This window comes from Arthrobacter humicola (assembly GCF_039531445.1).
In the GTDB taxonomy this organism is placed as follows: Bacteria; Actinomycetota; Actinomycetes; order Actinomycetales; family Micrococcaceae; genus Arthrobacter; species Arthrobacter humicola.
Window position 1 is genome coordinate 539,307 of the sequence record NZ_BAAAQB010000041.1, and the last position, 25,523, is coordinate 564,829.

General features: G+C 64.7%; 26 protein-coding genes. 15 read left to right on the forward strand and 11 right to left on the reverse strand.

The annotated features are described in order from the left end of the window. Window positions 1-17 precede the first annotated feature (17 nt). From ABD243_RS19045 to ABD243_RS19060, 4 genes are read left to right on the forward strand one after another with little or no spacing between them, the layout of a single operon-like run. Complete coding sequence (locus tag ABD243_RS19045) at window positions 18-986, forward strand: carbohydrate ABC transporter permease (protein ID WP_344367926.1); 969 nt, start codon at window positions 18-20, stop codon at window positions 984-986. Beyond that, window positions 983-1,900, forward strand: a complete 918-nt coding sequence (locus ABD243_RS19050; RefSeq protein ID WP_344367927.1) for a carbohydrate ABC transporter permease — start codon at window positions 983-985, stop codon at window positions 1,898-1,900. The genes ABD243_RS19045 and ABD243_RS19050 overlap by 4 nt, the downstream gene beginning before the upstream one ends. A 59-nt stretch (window positions 1,901-1,959) precedes the next feature. Beyond that, window positions 1,960-3,021, forward strand: a complete 1,062-nt coding sequence (locus ABD243_RS19055) for an NAD(P)-dependent alcohol dehydrogenase (RefSeq protein ID WP_344367928.1) — start codon at window positions 1,960-1,962, stop codon at window positions 3,019-3,021. Window positions 3,022-3,080: 59 nt separating this feature from the next. Then, window positions 3,081-4,145: a carbohydrate kinase family protein gene (locus ABD243_RS19060; RefSeq protein ID WP_344367929.1), complete on the forward strand. Its 1,065-nt coding sequence runs from the start codon at window positions 3,081-3,083 to the stop codon at window positions 4,143-4,145. Here the strand turns inward: ABD243_RS19060 and ABD243_RS19065 are convergent. Continuing rightward, window positions 4,142-4,930: an SDR family oxidoreductase gene (locus tag ABD243_RS19065; protein ID WP_344367930.1), complete on the reverse strand. Its 789-nt coding sequence runs from the start codon at window positions 4,928-4,930 to the stop codon at window positions 4,142-4,144. The two genes, ABD243_RS19060 and ABD243_RS19065, sit on opposite strands and share 4 nt — an antisense overlap. Then, window positions 4,927-5,808, reverse strand: a complete 882-nt coding sequence (locus tag ABD243_RS19070) for a helix-turn-helix transcriptional regulator (RefSeq protein ID WP_344367931.1) — start codon at window positions 5,806-5,808, stop codon at window positions 4,927-4,929. Before ABD243_RS19070 ends, ABD243_RS19065 begins: the two co-directional genes overlap by 4 nt. Window positions 5,809-5,910: 102 nt before the next feature. On the opposite strand from ABD243_RS19070, the gene ABD243_RS19075 reads away from it, so the two are divergent. From ABD243_RS19075 to ABD243_RS19090, 4 genes are all read left to right on the forward strand, one after another. Then, window positions 5,911-7,362, forward strand: coding sequence for an MFS transporter (locus ABD243_RS19075; RefSeq protein ID WP_344367932.1), 1,452 nt, complete (start codon window positions 5,911-5,913; stop codon window positions 7,360-7,362). Between the two features lie 131 nt (window positions 7,363-7,493). Continuing rightward, the gene (locus ABD243_RS19080; protein WP_344367933.1) at window positions 7,494-8,375 is read left to right on the forward strand and encodes an aldo/keto reductase; all 882 of its coding nucleotides are present in this window, start codon (window positions 7,494-7,496) and stop codon (window positions 8,373-8,375) included. 267 nt (window positions 8,376-8,642) lie between these two features. Next, on the forward strand, window positions 8,643-8,975 hold the full coding sequence (locus ABD243_RS19085; protein WP_344367934.1) for a carboxymuconolactone decarboxylase family protein: 333 nt from the start codon (window positions 8,643-8,645) through the stop codon (window positions 8,973-8,975). Window positions 8,976-8,983: 8 nt separating this feature from the next. Then, the gene (locus ABD243_RS19090; RefSeq protein ID WP_344367935.1) at window positions 8,984-9,385 is read left to right on the forward strand and encodes a (R)-mandelonitrile lyase; all 402 of its coding nucleotides are present in this window, start codon (window positions 8,984-8,986) and stop codon (window positions 9,383-9,385) included. Between the two features lie 59 nt (window positions 9,386-9,444). Here the strand turns inward: ABD243_RS19090 and cls are convergent, their stop codons facing one another. From cls to ABD243_RS19105, 3 genes are all read right to left on the reverse strand, one after another. Next, complete coding sequence (cls, locus tag ABD243_RS19095; RefSeq protein ID WP_344367936.1) at window positions 9,445-10,911, reverse strand: cardiolipin synthase; 1,467 nt, start codon at window positions 10,909-10,911, stop codon at window positions 9,445-9,447. A 29-nt stretch (window positions 10,912-10,940) separates the two neighbouring features. Then, entirely contained in the window at window positions 10,941-11,087 is a 147-nt protein-coding gene (locus ABD243_RS19100) for a hypothetical protein (protein ID WP_344367937.1), read from the reverse strand. A 252-nt stretch (window positions 11,088-11,339) separates the two neighbouring features. Continuing rightward, entirely contained in the window at window positions 11,340-12,227 is an 888-nt protein-coding gene (locus ABD243_RS19105) for a helix-turn-helix transcriptional regulator (RefSeq protein WP_344367939.1), read from the reverse strand. A 289-nt stretch (window positions 12,228-12,516) separates the two neighbouring features. Between ABD243_RS19105 and ABD243_RS19110 the strand changes: the two genes are divergently transcribed. Beyond that, complete coding sequence (locus tag ABD243_RS19110) at window positions 12,517-13,716, forward strand: MFS transporter (protein ID WP_344367940.1); 1,200 nt, start codon at window positions 12,517-12,519, stop codon at window positions 13,714-13,716. Between the two features lie 163 nt (window positions 13,717-13,879). Here ABD243_RS19110 and ABD243_RS19115 read toward each other — a convergent pair whose 3' ends face one another. From ABD243_RS19115 to ABD243_RS19125, 3 genes are all read right to left on the reverse strand, one after another. Next, on the reverse strand, window positions 13,880-14,185 hold the full coding sequence (locus tag ABD243_RS19115) for a hypothetical protein (RefSeq protein WP_344367941.1): 306 nt from the start codon (window positions 14,183-14,185) through the stop codon (window positions 13,880-13,882). A gap of 219 nt (window positions 14,186-14,404) precedes the next feature. Beyond that, on the reverse strand, window positions 14,405-15,097 hold the full coding sequence (locus ABD243_RS19120) for a DUF998 domain-containing protein (protein WP_344367942.1): 693 nt from the start codon (window positions 15,095-15,097) through the stop codon (window positions 14,405-14,407). Between the two features lie 309 nt (window positions 15,098-15,406). Further along, a complete protein-coding gene (locus ABD243_RS19125) occupies window positions 15,407-15,925 on the reverse strand; it encodes a DUF1269 domain-containing protein (protein ID WP_344367943.1) in 519 nt (172 codons plus the stop codon). Between the two features lie 708 nt (window positions 15,926-16,633). Between ABD243_RS19125 and ABD243_RS19130 the strand changes: the two genes are divergently transcribed. From ABD243_RS19130 to ABD243_RS19140, 3 genes are all read left to right on the forward strand, one after another. Further along, window positions 16,634-17,317, forward strand: coding sequence for a DedA family protein (locus tag ABD243_RS19130; protein ID WP_344367945.1), 684 nt, complete (start codon window positions 16,634-16,636; stop codon window positions 17,315-17,317). Between the two features lie 487 nt (window positions 17,318-17,804). Beyond that, a complete protein-coding gene (locus tag ABD243_RS19135) occupies window positions 17,805-18,617 on the forward strand; it encodes a hydrolase (protein WP_344367947.1) in 813 nt (270 codons plus the stop codon). 308 nt (window positions 18,618-18,925) lie between these two features. Beyond that, on the forward strand, window positions 18,926-20,617 hold the full coding sequence (locus ABD243_RS19140; RefSeq protein ID WP_344367948.1) for a serine hydrolase: 1,692 nt from the start codon (window positions 18,926-18,928) through the stop codon (window positions 20,615-20,617). Window positions 20,618-20,898: 281 nt separating this feature from the next. Here ABD243_RS19140 and ABD243_RS19145 read toward each other — a convergent pair whose 3' ends face one another. Together ABD243_RS19145 and ABD243_RS19150 are read right to left on the reverse strand one after the other, a co-directional pair. Then, window positions 20,899-21,222 carry a hypothetical protein gene (locus tag ABD243_RS19145; RefSeq protein WP_116767402.1) on the reverse strand — a complete coding sequence of 108 codons (324 nt, stop codon included), beginning with the start codon at window positions 21,220-21,222 and terminating at the stop codon, window positions 20,899-20,901. 93 nt (window positions 21,223-21,315) lie between these two features. After that, window positions 21,316-22,779, reverse strand: coding sequence for a protein adenylyltransferase SelO (locus ABD243_RS19150; protein WP_344367949.1), 1,464 nt, complete (start codon window positions 22,777-22,779; stop codon window positions 21,316-21,318). A gap of 452 nt (window positions 22,780-23,231) precedes the next feature. Here ABD243_RS19150 and ABD243_RS19155 point away from each other — a divergent pair, with 452 nt between their 5' ends. Continuing rightward, window positions 23,232-23,687 (forward strand): nucleoside deaminase, encoded by a 456-nt coding sequence (locus tag ABD243_RS19155; RefSeq protein WP_344367950.1) that lies wholly within the window; start codon window positions 23,232-23,234, stop codon window positions 23,685-23,687. Between the two features lie 134 nt (window positions 23,688-23,821). On the opposite strand, the gene ABD243_RS19160 is transcribed toward ABD243_RS19155, so the two are convergent. After that, entirely contained in the window at window positions 23,822-24,553 is a 732-nt protein-coding gene (locus ABD243_RS19160; protein WP_344367951.1) for a lytic transglycosylase domain-containing protein, read from the reverse strand. A 54-nt stretch (window positions 24,554-24,607) separates the two neighbouring features. Here ABD243_RS19160 and ABD243_RS19165 point away from each other — a divergent pair, with 54 nt between their 5' ends. After that, on the forward strand, window positions 24,608-25,027 hold the full coding sequence (locus ABD243_RS19165) for an FCD domain-containing protein (protein WP_344367952.1): 420 nt from the start codon (window positions 24,608-24,610) through the stop codon (window positions 25,025-25,027). A 5-nt stretch (window positions 25,028-25,032) separates the two neighbouring features. Next, window positions 25,033-25,491: a Rossmann-fold NAD(P)-binding domain-containing protein gene (locus tag ABD243_RS19170; protein ID WP_344367953.1), complete on the forward strand. Its 459-nt coding sequence runs from the start codon at window positions 25,033-25,035 to the stop codon at window positions 25,489-25,491. Window positions 25,492-25,523 lie beyond the last annotated feature (32 nt).

Here is a 25,523-nt window from a genome sequence, read left to right on the forward strand (position 1 = left end):
AACCGCAGGAGAACATCATGACTACCGCAACGGCGCGCGTCTCCCGGCACGGGAGCAGCACAGCCAAACCTTCCAAGAACGCCAGCGCGCGGGAACGCGCCGTGGCCTGGGCACGGCGTGCACCGCTGCTGCCGGCACTGATCTTCCTCATCATTGTCACCCAGCTTCCGTTCGTGGTGACCCTGATCATCTCGTTCATGAACTGGAACAGCCTGAGCCCGGACAAGACCGGGTTCGCCGGCATTGAGAACTACATCCAGGTACTCACCGATCCCTACATGCTGCAGGCGATCGTCACCACCATTGTCGAGACCGTCTCGGTGGTCCTAGCCAGCCTGGTCCTCGGCCTTGGCCTGGCCCTGCTCCTGGACAAGAAGTTCATTGGCCGCGGCCTGGCCCGAACCCTGCTGATCGCACCGTTCCTCATAGTTCCGGTTGCCGCGGCGCTCATCTGGAAGCATGCCATCCTCAACCCCGTCTACGGCCTGATCAACGGCGCCCTCACCTGGATTTGGTCGCTCTTTGGCAGCGACGCCCCGCCCCAGCCGGACCTGTTGTCCCAGGCGCCCCTAATGGCCATCATCGTCTCGCTGGTCTGGCAGTGGACTCCGTTCATGATGCTCATCCTCCTCGCCGGCCTTCAGTCCCGTCCGATGGACACCGTCGAAGCCGCCCAGATGGACGGCGCAAGCCCCTGGGACATCTTCCGCCACCTCACGCTGCCGCACCTGCGGCAGTACATGGAACTCGGCGGACTGCTCGGGGCCATCTACATCGTGCAGAATTTCGACGCTACGTTCGTCATCACCTCCGGCGGCCTGGGCACGGCCAACCTGCCCTACGCCATCTATGAGACGTTCTACTACGCCAACGAATACGGGCTGGCGTCCGCCGCCGGCGTCGTGGTGGTCATCGGCACCATCATCGTGGCAACCTTCGCACTCCGCACCGTATTCTCGCTCTTCAAGAAGGAGGCAGCACGATGAGCACGCTCACCCCGGCCGAACCCCGGGCATCAGTCCCCGCCCCGCCCGCCCGCACTACCGGTTCCCGACGCCGGGGCAAGTCACGCATGGACCCCACGCGCAACAACACGGCCGCCGGCATCGCCGCCTGGCTGCTGGCCCTGCTGTTCGCGGTACCGGTCCTGTGGATGATCCTGACCTCGTTCCACTCGGAAACGGACGCCGCGACGAACCCGCCCTCCATCGCCGCCGACCTTAACCTGGACGCCTACAAGGAATTCTTCGGGGCAACTTCCGGCGTCAGCCCGTGGCCGTCGCTGATCAACTCCGCCACCGCCTCGATCTTCTCCACCGTCCTCGTCCTGTTGCTGGCCATCCCGGCCGCCTACGCCCTGTCCATCCGGCCGGTGAAGAAGTGGACCGACGTCATGTTCTTCTTCCTCTCCACCAAGATGATGCCCGTCGTCGCGGCCGTCCTGCCGCTCTACCTTTTCGCCAAAACCGCCGGGGCGCTGGACAACATCTGGTTCCTGGGCCTGATGTACACGTCGATGAACCTGCCCATCGCCGTGTGGATGATGCGCTCTTTCCTCGACGAAGTGCCCGTTGAAATGCTCGAGGCCTCCCAGATCGACGGCGCGGGCCTGTTGCTGACGCTCCGGAAGGTCGTCGCCCCCGTCGCGATGCCCGGCATCGCCGCCACCGCGCTGATCTGCTTCATCTTCAGCTGGAACGAACTCCTCCTCGCCCGGGTCCTCACCGGCGTCGTGGCCGGCACCGCCCCGGTCTTCCTCACCGGCTTCGTCTCAGGACAAGGACTGTTCCTCGCCAAGGTCTGCGCCGCCGCCGTCGTGATCTCCCTGCCCGTACTCTTCGCCGGTTTTGCCGCCCAGGACAAACTCGTCCAGGGACTCTCCCTCGGCGCCGTGAAATAGCGCCGTCAAATAGCGCCGTCAAGTAACCGGCCCCCTTCGATTCTCAAAGGAATACTTCGATGACAACGTCAACCGCACAGTCCCGCGCCTCCGGGCATTCTGAAGTACCGGCCACCATGCGCGCCGCCGTCCTCAAACGCCAGGGCGACATGGCCATGGAAACCCTGCCCGTCCCGAAGCTGGAAGCGGACCAGGTCCTGGTGAAGGTCGCCGCCGTCGGCGTCTGCGGCAGCGACGTCCACTACTACGAGCACGGCCGGATCGGGGACTACGTCGTGGACCACCCGCTGATCCTCGGCCACGAGCTCTCCGGCCGGATCGCCGCCGTCGGAAGCGATGTTGACCCGGGCCGCATCGGCCAGAGGGTCGCCGTCGAACCGCAGCGGCCCTGCCGGAAATGCAGGCAGTGCAAAGCAGGACGGTACAACCTGTGCCCCGACATCGAGTTCTATGCCACCCCGCCGGTCGACGGGGCCTTCACCGAATACGTGACCATCCAGGGCGACTTCGCCTACGAGATCCCGGACAGCGTCAGCGACGAGGCAGCCGCCCTCATTGAACCGCTCTCCGTCGGCCTCTGGGCCTGCGAACGCGCCGGTATCAAGCCCGGCAGCCGCGTCCTGATCGCCGGCGCCGGGCCCATCGGCATCATCGCCGCCCAGGCCGCCCGCGCCTACGGCGCCGCCGAAATCTACATCAGCGACATCGCCGAAGACCGCTTGGCCTTCGCCCTGAAACACGGCGCCACGCACGCCCTCAACGCCGGGACCGACAGCGTCGAAGGGCTCGACGTCGATTCCTTCATCGACGCCTCCGGCGCCCCGCAAGCCGTCCGCTCGGGCATCAAAGCCGTAGGCCCCGCCGGCAGGGTCATCCTGGTCGGGCTCGGAGCCGACGACGTCGAACTCCCCGTCTCCTACATCCAGAACCACGAAATCTGGCTCTCCGGCGTCTTCCGCTACACCAACACCTGGCCCCTTGCCATCCAGCTCATCGCCGACGGCAAGGTGGACCTGGACATCCTGGTCACCGGCAAGTTCACCCTCGCCGAATCCGAAGAAGCCCTGAAGGCGGGAAAGCAGACCGGCCAGCTCAAAGCCGTCGTCTACCCGGGCCGCTAGGCTCCGCGGCTCCGGGACATCAGCAACCACTCTCAGCACCAACCTGCAAGGAAGCAGACATGCCACCACCCGAGAACGGTCCCCAGCCAGACCTCTCTGACAACGTCCCCCTGTTCACCGTCATCGGCGAATCACTCGTCGACATCATCGATGACCCGCGCCGAGGAACCACCGCGCCCGAAACCCACCCCGGAGGCAGCCCCCTGAACGTTGCAGTCGGCTGCGCCCGCCTGGACCTCCGAACCAGCCTCATCACGCACTTCGCCGAAGACCGCCATGGGCGGATGATCGCCGAGCATCTGGACGGCAACCGCGTCCGGGCCATCGTGGGCGGTTCCCTGCCGACATCAACCGCGCTGGCATCCCTGGACGCCACCGGAGCCGCGCAATATTCGTTCTCCGTCACTTGGGATATAAACGCGGCCTCCATCCCGGCCCTGGCTGCAGTGGAGAGCTCACTCCATGTCCACACCGGCTCCATCGCGACGGCGCTCCCCCCGGGCGGCACGTCGGTACGGGGACTGATCGAGGCGGCCCGGCCCCACGCCACCATCAGCTTCGACCCCAACTGCCGGCCCGCCATCAGCCCCGAAACGGCTGCCGCCCGCCAACGGGCAGAAGACTTCGTTGCCGTCGCCGACATCGTCAAAGCCAGCGACGAAGACCTCCGCTGGCTCTACCCCGGCAGGACCCAGGACGAATCGATGGCAGCGTGGCTGGAGCTCGGACCATCGTTAGTGGCACTGACCCGTGGCGCCCAGGGCCCGGTGATCCTCACCCGGCGCTGCCGTGTGGAGATGCCCGGAGAATCCGTCACCGTGACCGACACCGTCGGGGCAGGGGACTCCTTCATGGCCGCACTGATCTCCGGACTCGCCCAAATGGACTTACTCGGGGCCGCATCCAGATCACGCCTGCAAGACCTTGGCCCGGACGAACTGCTCGCCTTGGCCGCATACGCGAACAGAGCCGCTGCGATCACTTGCTCCCGGCAGGGGGCAAATCCACCCACCTCCGGAGAATTGGGATCGATGACCGGATTCTTTGCTGCATCGGGGGATAGCCCGCCGACGGCGGAGCGGGGCAAACTTTGGCCGTCATGCGGAGTCGAAGCCCCGATTTAGTCCCCGGCTTTGAGGCTTCCTGCTGTGACGGTGGCGAGGTCGTCACGGAACATTTCGGGCTCGTTGGCGACAGGGAGGTCCACAATGTCTTCGGCTGCATCGAGAGATTCGACTGAGTCTGGTGTCAGGGAGGTGAAGACGGCGGTGAGGTCGTCTTGTTCGGGTCCGCGGTCGGCGACGAGTTCGAGAGTCTTGTGGTCAGCGGCATCAATATCAAGACTGTCGATCAGGACGCGGGCGATCTGGTCCCTGGCGATAACGCCGTCGGAGGGTGAGCCGGACTGTCGCCTGTCGCCCTGGATCATGACGACCTTCCGCTGGTCGGGTTGATTGTAGTCAAACCAGCCGGGGCGCACGATCGTGTACGGATGACCGCTGGCGCGGATGAGGCGCTCACTGCGCAGCTTCCACTGGGCGTAGGCGACGCCTGGTCGTGTTATCCCGATGGCGGTCATGAGCGCGATGCGTGGCCGGCGGCCGCCCAAGGCCTTCAGGACGTTGGCGACGCCGGCGTAGTCGTTATCCCGCACGTCGCGTTCGCTGGTCGTGGATCCGTGGGTGAACACGATTGAGTCGACTCCGTCGACGGCCGGCCCGAGGGTTTCGGGACGAGTCAGATCCCCGATCACCAGGTCCACCCTTTCGGGGAGTAGGCGGGCGGCGCGGGTCTGGTCGCGCACGAGCGCCCGGACCGCGTAACCCTGTCGCAGCGCCTCGGCCACTGCGTGGCGGCCGATGCTGCCGGTGGCGCCAACGATGAGCACGGTGGAGGGACGGTCGATCACTTCTTCTCCTTGACGGGGATCTGCGGGGTGGGCTGCTGGGTCGCGGCCCAACTGGCGAGGACTTTCAGAGCGTCTTCGGAGGGTGTCCCGGGATCTGCTGTGTACACGTTGATGCGCAGTCCCGGGTCTGCGGGCAGCTCAAGTGCTTCAAAGCTCAAGTCCAAGTCACCAACGATCGGGTGGTGGAGCCGCTTCCGGCCGGCGCGGTGGTACTTCACATCGTGACGGGCCCACCGGGTGCGGAACTCCTCGCTGCGGGTTGAGAGTTCACCGATCAGATCCGTGAGGTCCTTGTCGTAGGGGTTCTTCCCGGCCGTGGAGCGCAGGACTGCGACGACGTCGTCCGCTGCTCGTTCCCAATCAGCGAAGAACTCCCGCGCTTTCGGATTCAGGAAGGTGAAGCGTGCGCTGTTCGGCGGAGTGGGCCCCTCTGCCATCATGTCCAGATAAAGGGCACGCCCCAGTTCGTTGGAGGCGAGGACATCCCCTCGGTCGTTGCGGACCCAGGCCGGCGCCGTCGTGATCGCATCGATGACGCGCTGCACGCTCGGCCGCACCGTCTGGGGGCTGCGCTTGCGCCGCACCCGGGGGGAGGCGGTCGCGGCGCGGGCAAGGTCAAAAAGGTGGGCCGTTTCGGCGTCGTCGAGCTTCAGGGCACGCCCGAGGGCTTCAAGGACACTGTCCGAGGCGCCGGAGAGGTTTCCCCGCTCAAGGCGTATGTAGTAATCGATGCTCATTCCGGCGAGCATGGCGACTTCCTCACGGCGCAGGCCGGCAACGCGCCGGTTGCCGCCATAGGCCGGCAGGCCGGCCTCCTCGGGCGTGATCCTTGCACGGCGGGAGGTCAGGAATTTCCGCACGTCGTCGCTGTGTGTCATGGCATCCACGCTACGCGCGGTCGATGGGACGAGGGAGGGACTGGCAATACCCGGAACGACAGTGACTCCCGGCCCGTAAGGAATCAAGGTTGCATTGAAAGCATGAAACCTGCACCCGCAACCGCTCCCCACTCGGCGGCGATCCTAGCGATCATCCTCGTCAGCTACTTTATGATCCTGCTGGACAACTCGGTCATCTTCACCGCGCTGCCGAGCCTGCAGGCCGATCTGCGGCTGACGACCAGCGAGCTTTCCTGGGTTCAGGATGCGTACACGCTGGTCTTCGGCGGCCTGCTTCTCCTTGGCGCCCGTGCAGGCGATCTGCTCGGACGGCGGCGTGTCTTCGTCTTCGGGCTGGTGGTGTTCTCGATCGCGTCCCTGCTGATCGGCGTCGCCCCGGCGGGGTGGTGGGCGATCGCCGGCCGCGCCGTCCAGGGTATCGGAGCCGCGATCGTCGCGCCCGCATCACTGTCCCTACTCACCGCGAGCTTCCCGGAGGGCCGTGAACGCACCCGTGCCGTCGCTTTGTACGGTGCTACCGCGGGGATCGGCGCAAGCCTGGGGCTGGTCATCGGCGGCGCGCTGGCCCACTGGATCTCCTGGCGCGCCGGGTTCTTCGTCAACGTACCCATTGGCGCCGCGATGATCGCGCTCGCGCCGCGGTTCATCCCGGAAACAGGCCGGACCCGCGGCCGCTTCGACGTGCTCGGGGCGCTCAGCGCCACACTGGGTGTCGGCGCTCTCGTGTTCGGCATCATCAACACCACCGACGCCGGCTGGACCTCACCGGTCGCAATCACGGCCGTCAATGCCGGCGTCGTGCTCCTGGTCGTGTTCGTGCTAATCGAGCGCAGGGCGGCCCAGCCGATCATGCCCTTGCGGCTGTTCGCGAGCCGCCGCCGCACCGGCGCCTACCTGGCACGTTTCCTGTATCTGGGCGCAATGATCGGGTTCTTCTTCTTCACCACCCAGTTCCTGCAGGAAGTGCTCGGCTTCGACCCGCTGCAGGCGGGCATCGGGTTTCTACCCATGACGGCGGTCAACTTCGCCGTCGCGATGAGCATCCCCAGGCTCGTGGGCCGGATGCCGGGCTCGGTCCCGCTCCTGACCGGGATCCTGCTCACGTTGACCGGGATGTTCTGGCTCAGCCGAACCGGAGTCGACTCCGCATACCTGACTGGGGTGGCTCTGCCGATGATCCTCATCGGGGCCGGTCAGGGCCTCGCTTTTGCGCCACTGACCTCGTTCGGCATCACCGGCGCCCCCGCGTCCGACGCCGGCGCCGCATCCGGCCTGGTGAACACCTTTCACCAGGTCGGCACCTGCCTCGGGCTTGGTATCGCGGTCGCTGCCGCAGCGACCGTCCCGACCACGGGTTCTGCCGTAGCCCACCTGGCCGCGCAGGTCAGCGTTGCGCTGACCACGGGCAGCGTCCTACTGTTCCTTGCCCTGGCCGTCACCGCCACCCTCATCCTGCCAGCAGACTTGGCTGCCCGCCGCACCAGGGCACCCCGGATAGCCGTGCCCGTACCGGAGGCCGAGCGCGTCCGCTGAGCTGGCCGGCCCGGCAAGCCCAGGGCAACACCAACGAGCGGCACCCCTCGCGGTGCCGCCTCCCGCTCGATGGAGGTAATGATGTGCCCTCCCGCAACTCCCCACCTCTGAATACCGTGAAAGGCATGGACATGAAACTTACTCTCAACAACGGCATCACGATGCCCGCCCTCGGTCTGGGCGTCTTCCAAAGCGCCCCCGAGAAGACCACGGCCGCCGTCGAGGCCGCGCTTGCTGCCGGCTACCGGCATATCGATACCGCCGCCGCGTACGGCAACGAGCGGGAGGTCGGTGAGGGCATCCGCAACTCGGGCCTGGACCGTCCAGAGGTGTTCATCGAGACCAAAGTCTGGGTCAGCGACTACGGCCACGCCGAGACGCTGCATGCTTGGGACAAAGCGACGGGCAAGCTCGGCGTTGACTACTTGGACCTGCTCATCCTGCACCAGCCCGCCCCGGACCGGTTCGAGAAAACCATTGCCGCGTACAAAGCACTTGAGCGCCTGCTCGCTGACGGGCGCGTGCGGGCCATCGGCGTCAGCAACTTCATGCCGCACCACCTCGAGCAGCTGCTGGCCACCACCGAGATCGTCCCGGCCGTGAACCAGATCGAACTGCACCCGTACTTCACCCAGCCGGACGTCCAGGCAGCCGACACCGAACACGGGATCCTCACCCAGGCATGGTCACCGATCGGCGGCATCACCTTCTACCCGGGATGGGGCGAGGACCGCAGGAACGTGATGGAAGACCCGACGATCACCAGCATCGGACAAACGCACGGCAAGAGCCCAGCCCAGGTCATGCTCCGCTGGCACTTGCAGCAGGGCCGTTCAGCCATCCCGAAGTCGACCAACCCCGCACGCATCGCCGAGAACTTCGACGTCTTCGACTTTGAACTCAGTGCCGACGAACTCGCCGCCGTCGACGCGCTCGATACGGGCGTGCGCAACGGACCGGACCCCGACGAGGCCCGCGAAGAGCGCTTCGCCATGGTCATCCCCGAAGCCTGAGACAGAGAGTAGACACCACCATGGAATATCGCCCACTTGGCCGCACCGGCGTGCAGGTCAGTCCCTTATGCCCGGTTTTGCCGCCCGCACACTCACCGACGCCACGATCTGGGGATCCAGGTCCACCTGGCACCTGACGCTGAGTTCCTGGTTCGAACCCCACGGAGACGACTGGGTCATAGCACGCACCGTCGCATCCACCTGGTAATTCCCACGCAGCCCGTCCATTTGACGCACGAAAGATTCCAAACCGAAAGAAGGATCATCATGACTGACCAACCCAAGCAGCTCGGTGGCGGCCGAAAGATGTTCGGCGACTTCGCGCCGAAGCTTGCCGAGCTCACCGACGACGTCCTCTTCGAAGACGTCTGGAACCGGCCTGAACTCTCCGCACGGGACCGCAGCCTCATCACCGTGGCCGTGCTCACCGCTGGCGGAAACACCGCCCAGCTGGGCTTCCACCTCGGCCGCGCCATCGAGAACGGCGTGACCCAAGAGGAGCTCATCGAAGCCATCACCCACGTCACGCTCTACGCGGGCTGGCCCCAGGGCATGTCTGCCATGGGCGTCGCCAAACAGCTCTTCACAGACAACAAGTAAGGAACATCATGAACATCGAACCCTCTGTGCCCACCACGAAAAACCCGGCGGCCCAGTTCGCTGGCGACGTCTGGCTCGACCCAATCGCGCTCCCCCACGAGTCTGACCAGACGATGGTCGTCGCGCCCGTCCGCTTCGCGCCCGGAGCACGCACAGCCTGGCACTCCCACCAGCACGGTCAATATCTGCGCGTCACCCAAGGTGTAGGCCGTTTCGGTACCCGAGACGGAAAGATCATCGAAGTCCATCCCGGCCAGACGCTCTACACCCCGCCCGGCGAGGAGCATTGGCACGCCGCCGCCCCGGGCTGCTTCATGGAACACATTGCCATGATCCAAAACGGCGAAGACCCGTCCAAGACCACCACTTGGCGCGAGCACATAACAGACGACGAGTACAACGGCCGCTAACCGCGGCTTTCCCCCAAGGGCTTCGGTGTTTCAGCGCCGTCGGGTCTGGACCAATTTCCCTATTGGAGGGACGCCGTCAGGCGCGCCAGGTTGTCGAATACTTTTTGGGCTATGGGCCGCCGGATCCAGTCCTCGAGCTGCAGCTCACGGCTTTCCACGCGGTACCCGTCTTCGATCCGGCGAATTGCGTCCACAAAACCGCGGCCGTGCACAAGGACGGAAACTTCCATGTTGAGGCTGAAAGAACGGACATCCATGTTGCTGGACCCAATCACCGCAACCTCCTCATCGATGGTGAAGTGCTTAGAGTGCAGTACCTTTGGCGCCCGGTAAAGGTAAATCCTGACGCCGGCGCGGAGCAGTGCCTCGTAGTAGGAACGCTGCGCGTGATAGACCATGCTCTGGTCTCCGACCTCGGAAACAAAGAGCTCGACACTTAGCCCCCGCGCGGCTGCCGTGACAATAGCCATCAGGATGGATTCGTCCGGGACAAAGTATGGACTGGTGATGCTGACGCGACGCTCAGCTTTGTGGATTAGCGTCGCGTAGAGCTTCAAATTGTTGTCGTTGTCGAAGCTGGGACCACTGGGCAGGACCTGTGCGTCAACGAGCGCGGAACGTTGGCTGACTCCTAGGGGGCTTGAATCCAGTGGCAGTATCACACCCGTTTCGCTGTACCAGTCCGTCGCGAAGACCGCATCCAGCTCCCGGACCACAGGTCCCTCGACGCGCATCATCAGCTCGTGCCACTGGAGCCCGCGCTTCAGGTTGCCCTTCGTGTCGTAGCTCGCGTCGATGACGTTCTGGGACCCAGTGAATCCCACGCGGCCATCGACGACGAAGATCTTCCGGTGATTGCGCAGGTCCGGCCTCTGCCATTCGCCGCGCCACGGCCGCACCGGCAGCATGGGGCGATATTCCGCCCCTATCTTCTGGAGGAAGTCCAAGGTTTCTTTCCGGCCGGGGAACTTGAGGCCAGCCAGATGATCGGACAGAACCCGGACGTCAACGCCGCGTGATCTTGCTCGGGCCAACGCTTGAAAATACGGCGCCGTCGTTGCGTCCAACACCAGGATGTAAAACTCCACGTGCACATAACTGGTGGCCGAATCGATCTCAGCGATCATGGCATCGAAAGTGCCGTTGTAGTCGCCCAACAGGGTCGCACTGTTGCCCGCGACCATAGGGAGCGCCCCAAGGTTGCTGTTCAACACTACCGCCGAATGTAGCCACTCCGGCCAGTCAAGGCCGCGGCTGATCAGTGGGCTGCCTTCAGTCCGCGCCAGGACCAGAGCGTTGACTTCGCGCTGTTTGTCCCGGCGCGCCTTGGGCAGTTTCGAGTAACCGACAAAGAAATACGCGACTGCACCCAGGATCGGTATGAAAATTATGGCGAGCACCCAGGCAATAGCCGAGGACGGACGGCGATTCATCGACACGAGGACAGCTGCGACGGTCACGAGCAATATGTGGGCCGCAAGCAGGAGCAACGCAAATGTTTCAGCGTCCTGGAAGAATCCGCGCACGGCTGCCTACTTCGATGCCGCGAAGGCCGTCAAACCAGCACCCGGCTTTTGATTCTTTCAAACTGATCGCGAAAAAGGTCACCGATGATCGCAAAAACACCAAACAGGTAGGCAAAGAAAACGGACGCAGCGAAGAACCGCCAGAAAATATCCCACGAGTTTTCCCAGAAACTCATTTGTGTTACCTGCTCTCAAAGACGCGGTCTCGTTTCCGGGACGGCCTGTCCCTCAGCCCTACCCGTGGAGGGTATGACTATTGTTGGCGCTAAGCCCGGCATGGACCTCACCCGCTGCGGGTGAAATCCCGGAAATGTTTGGAGCGAATTCCGGAAACGAGTTCATGAGCGTCTGGCCGAAGGGCTGCTCACAAATAGCTCGAGAAGGGAAAATCCGTACGCTTTCAGGAGCCAGAGCCGGTGAAACTTTTGTCAGCTCGTGGTTCGGTGCCTTTCAGTGGGTGTGTGCTCGCTCGCTCCCCAGCTTGCGAGGAGGCGGAGACGTTCCGCTGAAGGGGAGCCTGGCTCTGCGGTGTAAACCATAAGCACGAGGCCTGGCTCGGCGGTGATCGCGAGTTCCTCGTACGCGAGGGTAAGTTCCCCGGCCACGGGGTGATGGAAGCGTTTTGTTCCGGAGCCATGGGTGCGTACGTTGTGCGCGCCCCATAGTGCACGGAAGGTCTCGCTTCGTGTCGACAGCTCTCCGACAAGGTCCTGCATTGTGCGGTCGTGAGGGTCCCGGCCCGCTTCGGCACGCATGATGCCCACGCACATCTCGCCAAACTGCTCCCAGTCGGGGTAGAAGTCGCGCGAAGCCGGGTCCAGGAACTGAAACCTCGCGAGGTTCGGGGTGCGGCCACTGTCTCCGATCACCCGCGAGTAGAAGGCGCGCCCCAAGGCGTTTGTCGCGAGCAGGTTCTGGTACGGGTCGCGGACGAATGCGACACCCTCGGTGATCGCTTCCAGCGCCCACTGCAGGCTCAAGCGGGCCCCGGCTTGGGCGGTGGCGCGTTTGCGGAGCCTCCCGGAGGTCGGGATGCCATCTGCCGCCCGGGCCAGGTCGAACAAGTGCGCCCGCTCGGTGTCATCGAGACGAAGGGCGCGGGCGACGGATTCGAGCACGGACGCGGACGCGCCCGCGATGGAACCGCGCTCGAGCTTCGCGTAGTACTCCACGCTGACGTCGGCGAGTAACGCGACTTCGCTGCGCCTCAGCCCGGCCACCCGACGATTCGACCCCGCGGCAATGCCGGCGTCTTCCGGTGTGAGTCGTGCGCGCCGCGACATCAGGAACTCTCGCACTTCAGCCCGGTTATCCATGGTTCAAGGGTAAATCGGCAGGGAGGAACGAGGGGTTCCCTCTCGGTACACCCCTCAACAGAGACTCCCCCGCGCACGGAAAGAAGGTTGGACTGGTTGGACCCGATGAACAGGAGAGCAAATTATGCGTGGTGTTGTCATGTACGGCGCCGTCGGACTCTCGGCGATCCTCGCCGCCAAGCAGCTCGGCGCCAAGGGTTCTATCCCACGGCCCGTGGGATAGACCTCCCGCCGCGTCCGATCTCCAAGCCCGATCCCCGGCATCACCGCCCCGCACGAAAGGAGCCACATGACAACCGTCCCCACACGAACACCTGCACCAGAAGTCAGGGCACAGCAAAAGCTGCCTTTGCTCGCCCTCGTCGTCCTGGCCGCAATGGGATTCATCCTCGTCGCTACCGAAACCATGCCAGCCGGCCTGCTCCCCGTCATCGCAGCAGGCCTCCACACAAGCGAAGGAACTGTCGGTCTGCTCGTCAGCGCCTACGCTCTCGGGACGGTCCTCGCCACCATTCCCGCGATCACCCTCACCCGCGGCATGCGACGAAAGCCTCTGCTGCTCGCGAGTATCGCCGGACTCGTGATGGCCAACACGCTCACCACGTTCTCTCCTGAGGCGACACTGTCTCTCGTCTCACGATTCCTCGCCGGCGCGTTCTCGGGAACCATTTGGGGAATGCTCGCTGCCTACGGCCGCCGCATCAGCCCGCCCCAAAACGCCGGGCTGTCCCTGGCCATCGTTTCCATGGGCGCTCCCCTCGGGTTCGCTTTCGGCACCCCCCTCGGCGCCTGGATCGGAAGGACCTTCGACTGGCGATGGTCCTTCGGCGCGCTCTCCGTCCTCGCACTCGTCGTCGGCGCACTGATCATCGCATTCGTCCCTGATGCCCCCGGGCAACCGGCCACGTTGCGGCTTCCCCTGGGGCGCGTGTTCCGGATCCCCGGAGTAGCCCTCATCCTCACCGTCATCGTCGTCTGGATGCTCGCCCACAGCACCATCTACACCTACATTGCCCCCTACCTCCGCGCCACAGAAACCGGCCTCTCCGCCGACCTCGTCCTACTGATCTACGGCATCGCATCGGTCATCGGCGTGGCCATCACCGGAGCGCTGCTGGACCGCTGCCCCCGGCCCCTCCTGCACCTGAGCGTCACCGCGTTCGTCGCATCCGGAGTCATCCTGCTCATCGGACACAGATCGGCCCTGGCCATCGTGATCGCCAGCGCCCTCTGGGGCGTCGCGTTCGGCGGCGCGTCAGCCCAGCTGCAGGGCCCGCTGACCACCGCAGGAGGCGAAAACGCCGACGTCGCCAACGCGTTCCTCCCGGTCGCCTTCAACATAGCAATCTTCGGCGCCGGCATCCTCGGCGCACTCCTCCTGACGCCATTCGACGGGCTGGCGCTACCGGTAGTCATGATCGCCCTCGGGATCGCAGCCCTCCTGCTCACCCTGTATGGCCGCCGGTCGGCATTCCTCCGCCGCCTCTGAGCAGATCCAGTTCCTGCAATGAGGGCAGGCACGGATGGGGGACTCTGCAAATAGCGCTCAAGCGGGCACCACAGGCCACGACGCACGCAACCTGCTTCCCAGCTGAGCCACCACAGTACGCAGCGATACGCGGCTCAAGACGACCGACTCAGCCCCTCAGCGGTCAGCCCGCGCCCTGGCCCTCGCGGGCCACCTCTTCCAGAATCCTGGCCGTCGGCGCTGCCGTCATCAGCTGCCCTATCACCTCGGGTTTGTCCCACACCTGGCTGCGCAACGTTTCCAGAAAGACGGTCGCGGCGTCCTTGGTGTCGAAGTCGAGGAGCACGGCCACGCTGTTCTGGTCCTCCGTGTCCCGGAACACCCGGATAGACCGGGCGCCCGAGGCGGCGCGGCCTGCGGGATCGGTGTCGAAGACTTTCTTCCATGCCTCGTAGTCCCGGACCGGATAGCTAATATGCAGGGTGAACATCGTCGTTCCTTTCCCTCGGGCTGTGTCAGGACCACGATAGGTCGTCCAGCGTCATCCCGGTAGGGCCGGAGGGCGGCCCTGCTCCCCTGCGGCGCGGCCTCGAAACCTTCGGCCCTCGCTAGACCAAACCCTTCGGGCCGGCCGTGGCAGGTCCGACCAGCCCGGTGTAAACGGGGCCGCGGGGCCACAGCGTGCTCCGCCGCGTCCTCGAGCCCAGACCTACGCCCTCGTTGATGGGCTGTGTTGCGGGAGGCGGCAGAGGTGGCGCAGCCGGAATGCGACCGCGAAGATCCAGGCCATAAACGTGACCAGAATGGCCCGTTGCACGAGACCTTTCCAGTCGAAGAGTCCGTTCCCGGGCTGCTGGCTGATCTTGAGCAGAACGATCCCGAGAGTAAGGACCACGCCGCTGAGAAGTGTCCACCCCGCCAGGGGGCGCCAGGCCGGGTCCCTGCGGAAGCGCCGGTAGAAAACGAAGCAACTGAACGGCGCGAACGTGAAGACGATGGCGCCGAAGATACCGTGCACCATGCCATGCGGACTGGTTTGGCCGAACATCGCCGACGGGTCGGTGACGAACGGCCCCGAGGCAATCAGGCTGACGCCGATCCCCTGCACAAGAAACGGCCCGGCCCGGGAAGCCGCGCCGGCGCTGAAACAAGCGGCCAGACCGCGGCCGAACATCAACACCAAGGCGCCCGTCAGCACGAAGTTGAGGACCTGGACCCACCCATAGGAGCCAAGAGACAGCTCGCTGACGAACATACCCGTCCAGGAGTAGCCGGGGTACAGCCACCCGTAGACGGTGAAGACGGATACAAACAGAACGGCGCCCGCCATGCCCGCCACGGCCCCCACCCGGACGCGCCGTCGGGCGGCCGCCGACAAGCCGGGGACAGGGCTCGGGATCACAAGGTGGAGCCTAGTACGATCCGAGGGTCATACGACACGGCACCGGGAAGCAATTTGGTGCGTACGCTGATGGTGACATGAGCGTTCACGGCTTCGGGTTCGCGCATAACTCTTGGCCGCGAAGATCGTCCAATACGGCCGCAGCCACCGCGGACCAGGCCACACCAACTTCCGAACTGGAGAATCTCTAGGCCTTCGCGGACGTCAGAACATAGTTCGGCCCGTTCCGTAAGCCCGCACGCACCCTGCCCACGCGGTAGATGATCGTCGATATTGAGCGGCCCGCTCACGGGTGGTTGCGTCGGCCGATCAGGACGAAGCGGCTTCGATGATCTTCTCATCGCCCTCGTTCACGGCCTTGACCACGGCGTCGTAGTCACCACTGTCGATGGCTTTGCTGACCTTCTTGGTGGCCTTGTCGACCGCCTCGTCGACGCGGTCGAGGTAGAGGTCGTCGACGACGGCAACGATCGCCGAGGAGCCCGGCGGCAGCCACTCCTCCGCGTCGACGCCGATGGACTTCTCCTCGTGACGCTTCGCGATGGCCCCCACACCTGCGCCGATCCCAGCACCGATCACGCCGGACAGCAGAAGCGGCGGAGCGAACAGTCCGACCACCAGCCCGCCGATGGCGCCGGCCTTGGTGCTGCCGGCGACCAGTCCGCCCCCATGCTCCTTGACCTCGGTCTTGCCCGAGGCGTCACGCGACAGAACGACCGCAGCCGCCACAGCCGCGTCGTCCATGCTCTTGATCGCCTTGAAATCGTCCGCCGCCGAGCCCGTGTCGGCGTACGACGAAACGAACAAGATGTAGTTGTGCTCTGCCATGGTGTGCCCTCCACTTGGTTCTGGCCGGCGTAGCGGCCACCCCGCTTCCTACTGGATGCTGTCTCCGGACGGTCTTAGACAGAACCGCCCCAGCTGCAAGAGGCCTGTCGCGCCCGGACCGGCGCCGTACGCACATCGGGCGTCGGGTAGGTCCAACTCTTGCCCCGGCAGGCTCGCACCGGCAGGGCCCTAAGTCACTGGTTCAGCGAAGAACCCTCTGGCAGGCAGCCGGGCCCCAATGCCTTGGCTCATGGTCGGACTTGAGGCCGGCGCAGGAATACCCGGCCCGGTTTTATCCGGCGAACCGGGCTGCCTGCCAGGTGGGCACCTGACCTGGCCGTGGCGCGCTTTTCAATGGAAGCGGTGTCCCGCAAAGCGCCGAACAGCATGTGCGGGGATCATCGGATGTCTCACTCACACAGCTGAGCGCTGCGGCGGCGCGGACGGCCTACTCGCCGAGCTCACTGGCTCCCGAAATGCCTCATTGACGCGTTGATCCTTCTAAATCTGTTCCACGGTGAGGTCAGGGGGCGCTGTGCCGCCGCGGGCCGTGCCGTGACCGCAGCGTTGTCTTGACGCGGCGCGGCCACAAGCGTATACAAGGGCCATCCCGGTGTCGTCGCGGGGGTTATGACCGTGGAACAAACTCGGGCGGCGCGGGGACCGTCATTATGAACCGTGGCGGAGCAGCGAAGTGAGGTGTGAGCGATGACCGGATTAGCCGCCCTCCGCTTCGTGGCGCTCGGCTCGGCAGGCTTCGTCGCCGCGGAAGCAGGGATTGCGGACGAATGGGCGTACTACTTCGGCGTCTTCGTGATTGTGCTGGCCCAGTGCGCCGGTGTACCGCTTCCCGCCGTGGCCGTACTGCTTGGGGCCTACGCCTCGGCGCGCCACGGAGATCTGAACCTTGCTGCCGTTATCGCGGTCGGCAGCCTGGGCGCCATGCTCGGCAGCACTATTGGCTACGTACTTGGGCGGGTGGGAGGCCGTCCGTTGATGCTGCGACTCGCACGGCGCTTCCACGCCGACGAGAATCGCATCGTCCAGCTGGAGTCGTTCTTCGATCGGCACGGCGGAACAGCCTTGTTCTTCGGCCGCTGGGTCATTGTCGTCCGGCTCTGGGGTGCCATTGCCGCAGGGGCTGCCAAGATGCCGTGGCCCAAGTTCCTGCTGTGGAACATCACGGGGTCCATTGCGTGGGTCGCGAGCCTCAGCGTTCTCGCCTATCTGGCCGGGGCGCTGGCCCATGCCATCGGTGACGCTCTCGACATCGGCGGCTGGGTGCTGGTCCCCATCGTCGTGCTTGGCCTGGTGATCGTCTGGCGCCGGCGCAGACGCCGGAAGCTCAAGTCAGCGCAAGCGTCAGGGGACGACGTGCCCGACGCCGAATGAAGCCGGGGCCTAGCTGCCCCGCGCGGGATCAACCTCGGCCCCTACGCTTGAACGTCCGCCCAGGTATTCCCGGTTAGGCGGCTGTTCCTGTCGCCGCATTCGCCGTGCGGTACGAGGATCCAAGTAGGCACTCGGGTTCCTCCGCGCAGGGTGGAAGGGGCAATGCCCACACTCTAAAGCAAAAACCCCTCTGACGAGGTGTGCTGTGCCCGAGGTGGGACTCGGACTGCATTTCCTCCCCTGCAAACACTGGACTCCCCCGGAAACACGCGGAATCCGGTCCGATCCAACTCCAGTGCGACCACGTCCGGAGCTCAAAGTGTGTACGTTGTACACACTTCCCCGCCCACAACCTGGATGAGATGGAATAAGGTCCTGATCTCTCTTCCTAGGAGACTTTGGCGTGCCATAGTCTGGGCACGCCAGCCTGCGGCCGAAGGTGAAAAAGGCGGAAAGCAGGACAGAAGACGCGTAGAAGGGACCAACCATGCTGCTCTGTGCAACCTGCGCCGTCGAACGCGACGAACCTACCCCGGGGGTCTGCCCGATTTGCGCCGATGAGCGGCAGTACGTGCCCGAGGACGGCCAAAAATGGCTCACGCTGGACGGCCTGGCGCAGGAGGGCCAGCAGACAGTGTTGAAGGAGAACGAGCCGGGACTGACCGGGATCACGACGGAGCCCAAAGTCGGGATCGGCCAGACCGCCCAGCTTGTGGTGACACACGAGGGTTCGCTGCTGTGGGATCCGGTCGGATATGTCGATGACAGCGCTGTGCAGGCAGTCCTCGAGCGGGGCCCGGTCCTGGCGATCGCCGCTAGCCATCCACACATGTTTGGTGTGCAGGTCGAATGGTCGCATCGGCTCGGTGGCGTCCCTGTACTTGTGGCCGACGCAGACCGGGGATGGCTGGGACGCGATGATCCGGTCATCGAATGCTGGTCCGGCAGTCAAGCTATCGCGGAAGGGTTGACACTGCACCAGACCGGCGGACACTTCCCGGGCAGCGCGGTGGTGAACTGGGCCGCAGGGGCTGGCGGCAGAGGAGTTCTGATGACCGGTGACAGCGTGTATCCGAATCCGGACCGTCGCTCCATCGCCTTCATGCGCAGCTACCCGAATCATTTGCCGCTATCCGGCGCGGTGGCGTTGCGGCTCGCCGCGCAGTTGGGAGAGCTCAAGTTCGACCGGATCTACGGCAACTTCAACAATGTAATCGCCTCCGGGGCAAAGGCCATTCTGCACGATTCAGCCCAACGGCACGCTGCTTGGGCGCGAGGAGACTTCGACCATATGACCTGAACCGCCGTCTGCACGAGGGCTTGGAGCGCCTGCCCCTGGCCGTCGTGGCGGTTGCGGACGGCTGAGATGTGCTGCCTCGGATCCTTTATTGGAAGTGCTTAAGGAAGCCGCCGACGATGTCTGTCCCGGTGATCTAGGAGGAGTCGTCGCTGGCCAGGAAACAGTGTGGTGGTGGCGATCTTCTCGGACTTGGCGGCCCGGCCGCCCCGCGGATCCATGAGCCGAAATACTCGTCTCGAACGGCGGCTTGGGTCCATCATGGGGAGAAGGCGTCAGCTCGGCGTTCCAGACGTGTTGGGGGTATGTCCATGAACCACAGGAATTCATTCGTGCTGCCGATCAGCTCGGTGCCAGCTGACCGCCGCTCGCTGTTGAAGGCAGTCGGCGTCGGAGCTGCGGGCATGGCAGGGATGCCGCTGCTGGCCGCCTGCACCGACCAAAGAGCCAGTCAATCTGGCGCCTCCGGCACGCCGTCGGCCTCGCTCCTGCCGGCACCGGAACCACAGGTCAAACCGCTCCTGGACCAACAGAAGGTCAATGACGCCGTTGCCAAGCTTGACGGGATAGTCCAGGGGGCCATGGGGAACACCGGAGTCCCCGGAATCGCGGTGGCAGTGGTCTACCGGGACCAGGTGCTGTACGCCAAGGGCTTCGGCGTGCGGGAGTCGGGCAAGCCCGAGACAGTCGACGCGGACACGGTCTTTCAACTGGCCTCGGTGTCCAAACCACTGGCTTCCACGGTGGCGGCCGTAGCCGTGGGCCGCAAGGCCATCTCCTGGACGGACCCGGTGATCATGCACAGTCCGGGGTTCGCCCTCAAAGACCCTTTCGTTACGGCAAACGCCACGATGGCGGACCTCTTGTCCCATCAAAGCGGCTTGCGGACGGGAGCGGGTGATCTGCTGGAAGACCTCGCGTTCGACCAGTCCTACATTCTCAGCCACCTCAACCAGCAACCGCTCGACACATTCAGGTCAAGCTACAACTACAGCAACTTCGGCTACACCTCCGGCGCCAAGGCCGCTGCCGATGCCATGAATATGCCATGGGCAGACCTCGCCGAAGACGTGTTGTTCAAGCCCCTTGGCATGACCTCCACCAGCTACCGCCATGCGGACTACCAAAAAGCGTCTAACAGGGCTCTCATCCATGTGCCCGCCGGCAACGAGACCTGGGTCGCCAAATACAGCCGGGACGCCGACGCCGAAGCACCCGCCGGCGGCGCCAGCTCCTCCGTGAATGACCTGGCCCGCTGGATCCGCCTGCAGCTCGCCAACGGCAGATTTGGAGGCAAGGACGTTGTAGACCCTGACGAGCTTGGCGTCACGCATGTCCCGCACGCAGTGTCGGGCCTTCCCGCGACACCGGCCGCCCGCACCCGCTTCTACGGCCTCGGCTGGAACGTCTCCTACGACGATTACGCCCGGCTCCAACTCGGGCACTCAGGAGCCTTCAACCTCGGTGCCGCGACCGCCGTCTCCATGCTGCCGGGCGAGCAGCTGGGCATCGTGGCCCTGACGAACGGCCGTCCGCAGGGCATTCCGGAAGCCATCTGCGCCGCATTCCTGGACACCGCCCAGAACGGCGCCGCGACAGTTGACTGGTTCGGATTCACCGCGGGCGTCTTCCAGAAGATCGACGAGGCGGACAAGCCAAAAGTCGACTACTCCCAGGCGCCCGCACAGGCCAAACCGGCGCGGGGCAGCGACTTCTACATAGGCAGCTATGCGAACCCCTACTACGGCCCGCTCACCGTCGCGGTGGAGAACGGCGGGTTGTTCATGGAGCTCGGCCCCGCTGGCAGCACCACCAGGTTCCCCCTCAACCACTTCGACGGCGATACCTTCAGCTTTGAATCCATCGGGGAGAACGCCAACGGCCTCGCAGGGGCAATCTTCGCCTCTGCCGCAGGTGCGGCGCCCGGTGCCGGCGGCACGGCGTCGAGCGTGAGGCTCGACTTCTACGATCCGACCGGACTGGGCACCTTCACCCGTGGCTGATTCCGGCCTCCGGGAACGTCTTCCGTAGGCTTCCAAGGCACACATTGCCCGGAGCCAAGGTACCCATGCCGATCAACAAACGCTCGCCCAAGGAGGACGAGTCTGCCGGGTTCAGGACTCTCGCAGACGTGGCGATCAACCGGATCCCGCAGCGGACCGGGATCTTTGCAGTGCCCGCCAGCCGGAATCGTGAACGCGGACAGATCCCAGGAGGGCGTGGTGTCTAGGTTCACCCGGCGGTCCCCGGCACACCGTTACTGATCCTGGATACGGTCACAGTGCTACGTGTTGAGGTCCCAGTGGACACGGATTGCCTCTGCAATCGGTCCGGCCGTGACTTCGACTCGCAGAGCAACGGGCGCGGTCCCTGTCTCTTCGATAACCGCGTCGTGGTAAACGCGGCCGCATGAGGGACACAGGGTGTAGATATCCTCGTCCTCAGGCCATGCAGCCAGCCCCGCGGGCACGGGAGTGTTTGCGTCGTTGTGAACGGGAATGCCTTGTGAGTTGGCCTGAATCAATCCCTGGTTGCTGACGGTATTGCCGCATACGCAGGTGATGGTGGTGACGTCATGATCGATGACCTCAGCGAATTCGGTGTCCATGATGAGCTCCCCGGTGTTGGAAGAAAGCGTTCTGTCGTAGATTGTGCCTGCGGACCCAGCTGCAGGGGTCGTGCCGCATCCTGCTTCAGCGGTTCAGGTTCCGCAGAACGTCCGGTAGGGGCCGAAGCTTTCCGGGGCGGCGTCGGCGTAGTGCTCGAGACCGGGCCGCTCGTCGAAGGGTGAGGCTACTGCGTCCATCAACCGTTCCAACGGTCCCGTATTCCCGCCGGTAGCGGCAGCCAGGGCCTCCTCCACCAGGTGGTTCCGCGGGATGTAGACGGGGTTGACCCGGTCCATGGCGTCTGCGTCCGGCGCGAAGGCACGCCAGCGCCTCGCCCAGGCGTCGAACCCTGCCGGGTTCAGAAGCTGGCCGCGTGCAGGTTCGGCCTGGCCGCGGGCGGCTTGGCCGAGATGCCGGAAAAACGTAGTGTAGTCCGCCCTTGACTCCTGAACCAGAGCCACCAGTTCGTCCACAAGAGGCGAGGTCACCTCATCGTCGAGCCCTTCACGGAACCCCAGCTTGGCCTTCATTCCTGCCGACCAGGCTTCACTGTACTGCCGGCGGAACCCCCTAAGTGCTTCCATCGCGAGCTCCACCGCCTGCTCCTGGTCATCGTGGAGCAGAGGCAGGAGAGACTCTGCGAGCCGGGCAAGGTTCCACTCCGCCACCACCGGCTGATTGCGGTAGGCATACCGTCCGGTCTCGTCGATCGAACTGTAGACGGCGGCGGGGTCGAAGCCTTCCATGAAGGCACACGGCCCGAAGTCGAGGGTTTCGCCCGAGATCGTCATGTTGTCGGTGTTCATGACCCCGTGAACGAACCCTACGAGCATCCACCGGGCCACCAGTGAAGCCTGGGCTGATATGACCGCCTGGAATAGTGCGAGATAACGGTTCTCGGCGTCCGCGGCGACCCGGTAATGACGGGTTAGTGCGTATTCGGCGAGGCGGCGAAGGAGTCCTACGTCGCCCGTGGCCCGGGCGTACTGGAAGCTCCCCACACGCAGGTGGCTGCTGGCAACCCGGGTAAGAACGGCGCCTGGCAGGAGCGTCTCGCGCTGCACCGAACGCCCCGTCGCGACGACGGCGAGGGATCGCGTGGTGGGGATGTTCAGCGCGTGCATTGACTCGCTCACGATGTATTCGCGCAGCATAGGACCGACCGCTGCCTGGCCGTCGCCGTTTCGCGCAAACGGCGTGCGTCCTGATCCCTTGAGATGGATGTCGCGGAGCTGCCCGTCCGCGTGCCCGATCTCGCCGAGCAGCAATGCGCGCCCGTCGCCGAGACGGGGTGCGTACCAGCCAAACTGGTGGCCGGCGTAGGCCTGTGCCACCGGGCTGGACTCCCCAGGGATGGCGTTGCCGATCAGCAGGCGCAGACCCTCAGGGCTCCTGAGAAAGGCCGGATCGAGACCTAGCTCGGTGGCAAGGTGCTCGTTGAGTACCAGAAGGTGCGGGTCGGGAGCCTCCTGCGCGCGCCACGGCATGGCCATCTCCTTGAACTCCCGGGCGAAGCGGCCATCAAATGTGACGGTTGAATGCGCGATGTCACTCATCTATTAAGGATACGGGCGACACTGTCAGCAATGTCGCCTGCCCGTATCCGCTCGCCGCCGCAAGGCGATCCACTGCAGCGCTCAAGGTCAGCTGCCGCAACACTGCCAATCGGTGTAGACAGCACGGCTGCCCTGGTTCTCATGAGTGCCGCGAACAGTCCTGACACACTACATGCGGACGTCCCGCCAGATTCTTCGAAAGGCATGTCACACAAACTGCATAGGCGCATGAACTCGTGTCAGCAGAAGTAGGCAACGCGAGGGTCGCGGATGAGCCACGGAATCACACGGACACCGGTGCGGACCCTGCACACCCCCTCTTGGCCGGACAAACGTCCGCCGCCCGCTCCCCCCAGCAGGCGGAGGGTCCACTAGCTGCTGTGGTTGAACCTCGATGCCACGCTACGAGCGCCCACCGACAATTAGAACGCACGCCAATTTAGACTGCACCCATGAACGAAACTCACAGAACCAACACAGACCCGGCTTTCGAAGCTGCCTACGAAGCCGCACAAAAGAGTCTCCGAGAGGGCGGCATCCCGATCGGTGCTGCCCTGGCCCGCGGCGGGGAAGTGATTGCCAGCGGCCACAACGAGCGTGTCCAGCATGGTGATCCAATCGCCCACGGCGAGATGTCTGCGCTGCGGGCTGCCGGACGCCAGAAGAGCTACCGGGACACGACCCTGTACACCACCCTGGCACCGTGTGCGATGTGTACCGGGACCATCATCCAGTTCAAGATTCCGCGCGTGGTGGTGGGCGAAGCCGAGACATTCCCCGGCGAATTCGAACTTCTCCGCGCACGCGGCGTCGAAGTAGTGGTGTTGAACGATGCCCGATGCGTCGAGATGATGCGCACCTTCCAAGACGAACACCCTGAACTATGGGCCGAGGACATCGCCGAGTAATCAGCAGCAGAAAGGAAGAACGGTGAAAGGGGTCGCGACCATGCCAAAGCCATCGTGTGCCGCGACATCATGCGCCTGTCACCTGGATTCGCCGCCCCCTGGCATTCTCCGCCATGGGCCTTCAGCCCGTGAACTCATTCGGCGCTGCCCGTCTTCGCGGCGTATGCAGTGGCTTGGGCCCGCACCTGGCGAATGTAGGAATCGGACTGGTTGTAGGAGTAGATGGCGTCCGTCCACCCTTGCGCGGTTGTGAGGTCACGTCCGTGGGCGCACAGATAGGTCGCCGCGCTGAGGGCGGCGTCGTCAATATTGAACGGGTCGACTTTTCCGTCCCCGTTCCCGTCCCGCCCTACAAGATGCCAGGTGGAGGGAATGAACTGCATGGGTCCGACGGCGTGGTCCCAGCGGGCGTCGCCGTCCAGGGCGCCCGCATCCGTGTCGGCGATGGCGGCGAATCCGGCGCCATTGAGGCTCGGGCCCACAATTGGGCCGCTCGCCTGCCCTGCGGTATTAAGGCTGCCGCCGCCGTAGGTTCCGTGCGCGGATTCGACGAAGCCGACAGCTGCCACGGTGTTCCAACCGATCCCGCACATCGGAGCGGAATCGTTGGCCGTGGCTGCCGCAGCAACGTAGGCCCGGAGCGCGCGGGCAGGGATCCCGGTCTGCGCGGCAGCCCGGATGAGCCACTGGGCATCCGGGCTCCGGGTTACGTTCACGGCGGTGGTGATGCCGGTGGAGAACACTTCGAGTTTCGCCCCCGCGCGCGGCGGTGGAGAGAGGGCGCCGCGGACGTCTGCGCCGGGCTGCCGAGTTGCCCAGAACGAGAACGCGGTGATGACGCAAACCGCGAACAGGCTGAAAACCATAAGGCGTTTTAGACGGAGCACGGACTAATCAAACCATCCAAGCTCCGTGACTGGTTGACGAAACGGTTCTCATCGGAGCAAGGAGGCCGTCGGGTCGGTCGCGGGTGCTTTGGCCGGCCACGCGGACCTGGCACCGAACGCTCCATAGGCACCACGGCGTCCCACCGTTCCGCCACGTCGGCCATTCCCCGGCGGCATTCGCACATTGCTTTCCACCGCAGCTTCTGGGAAGCGTCGGAGAATGCTTTGCTGCTTCGCCTGTGGCCGGTCACTGAAGCGCACTTGACGATTGCCCTGGCCCAGGACAAGGCCACGCGCGCGGATCCGGTCCGCACACATGAAGTGCATGCACAACTCGTCGCCACCTTGCGGACCGACGATATGGCGGCCATGGAAGCGGCCTTCACGACGCACACCATGGACAGCGCCGAGGAACTGATTGCGCTGCTGAGCGGAGACCGCAAAACAGTATGAGGATATTGGTCATCGGAGCGAGCGGGCTTCCGGGAACGGCCGCTGCCAGCGCGCTGGAAGGGCGCCACGAGGTTCTCCGGGCCTCCCGGTCCGGAGAAGTCGAGGTGGATCTGGCAAGTTCAGCGTCCATCGCGGTTATGTTCGACCGCGTCGGCAAGGCGGACGCCGTCGTAGCATGCACGGGGATCCTCGAATCGTTTGTGATGGCCACGGCTGCCGAGCTTCCCCGCGGCCTGCGCATCAACGCCGTCAGCCCGTCGGTCCTGGAAGAAGCAACCGGCTACCTCAGCTACTCCCCCGGTTTCGCACGGTTCCCGGCAGACGAAGCAGGCCAGGCCTACGTCAAGTCCGTTGATGGAGTCCAGAGGGGCCGCGTATTTTCGCTCGGCCAAGCGCACCGCGGCTCTTCGCAACTGACCGTCCCGGCCCGGAAGCAACCGCAACGCCGGCCGGTCGCCACTTAAGGCGACCGGCGGGCGTTGCACTTTCTCGGTTT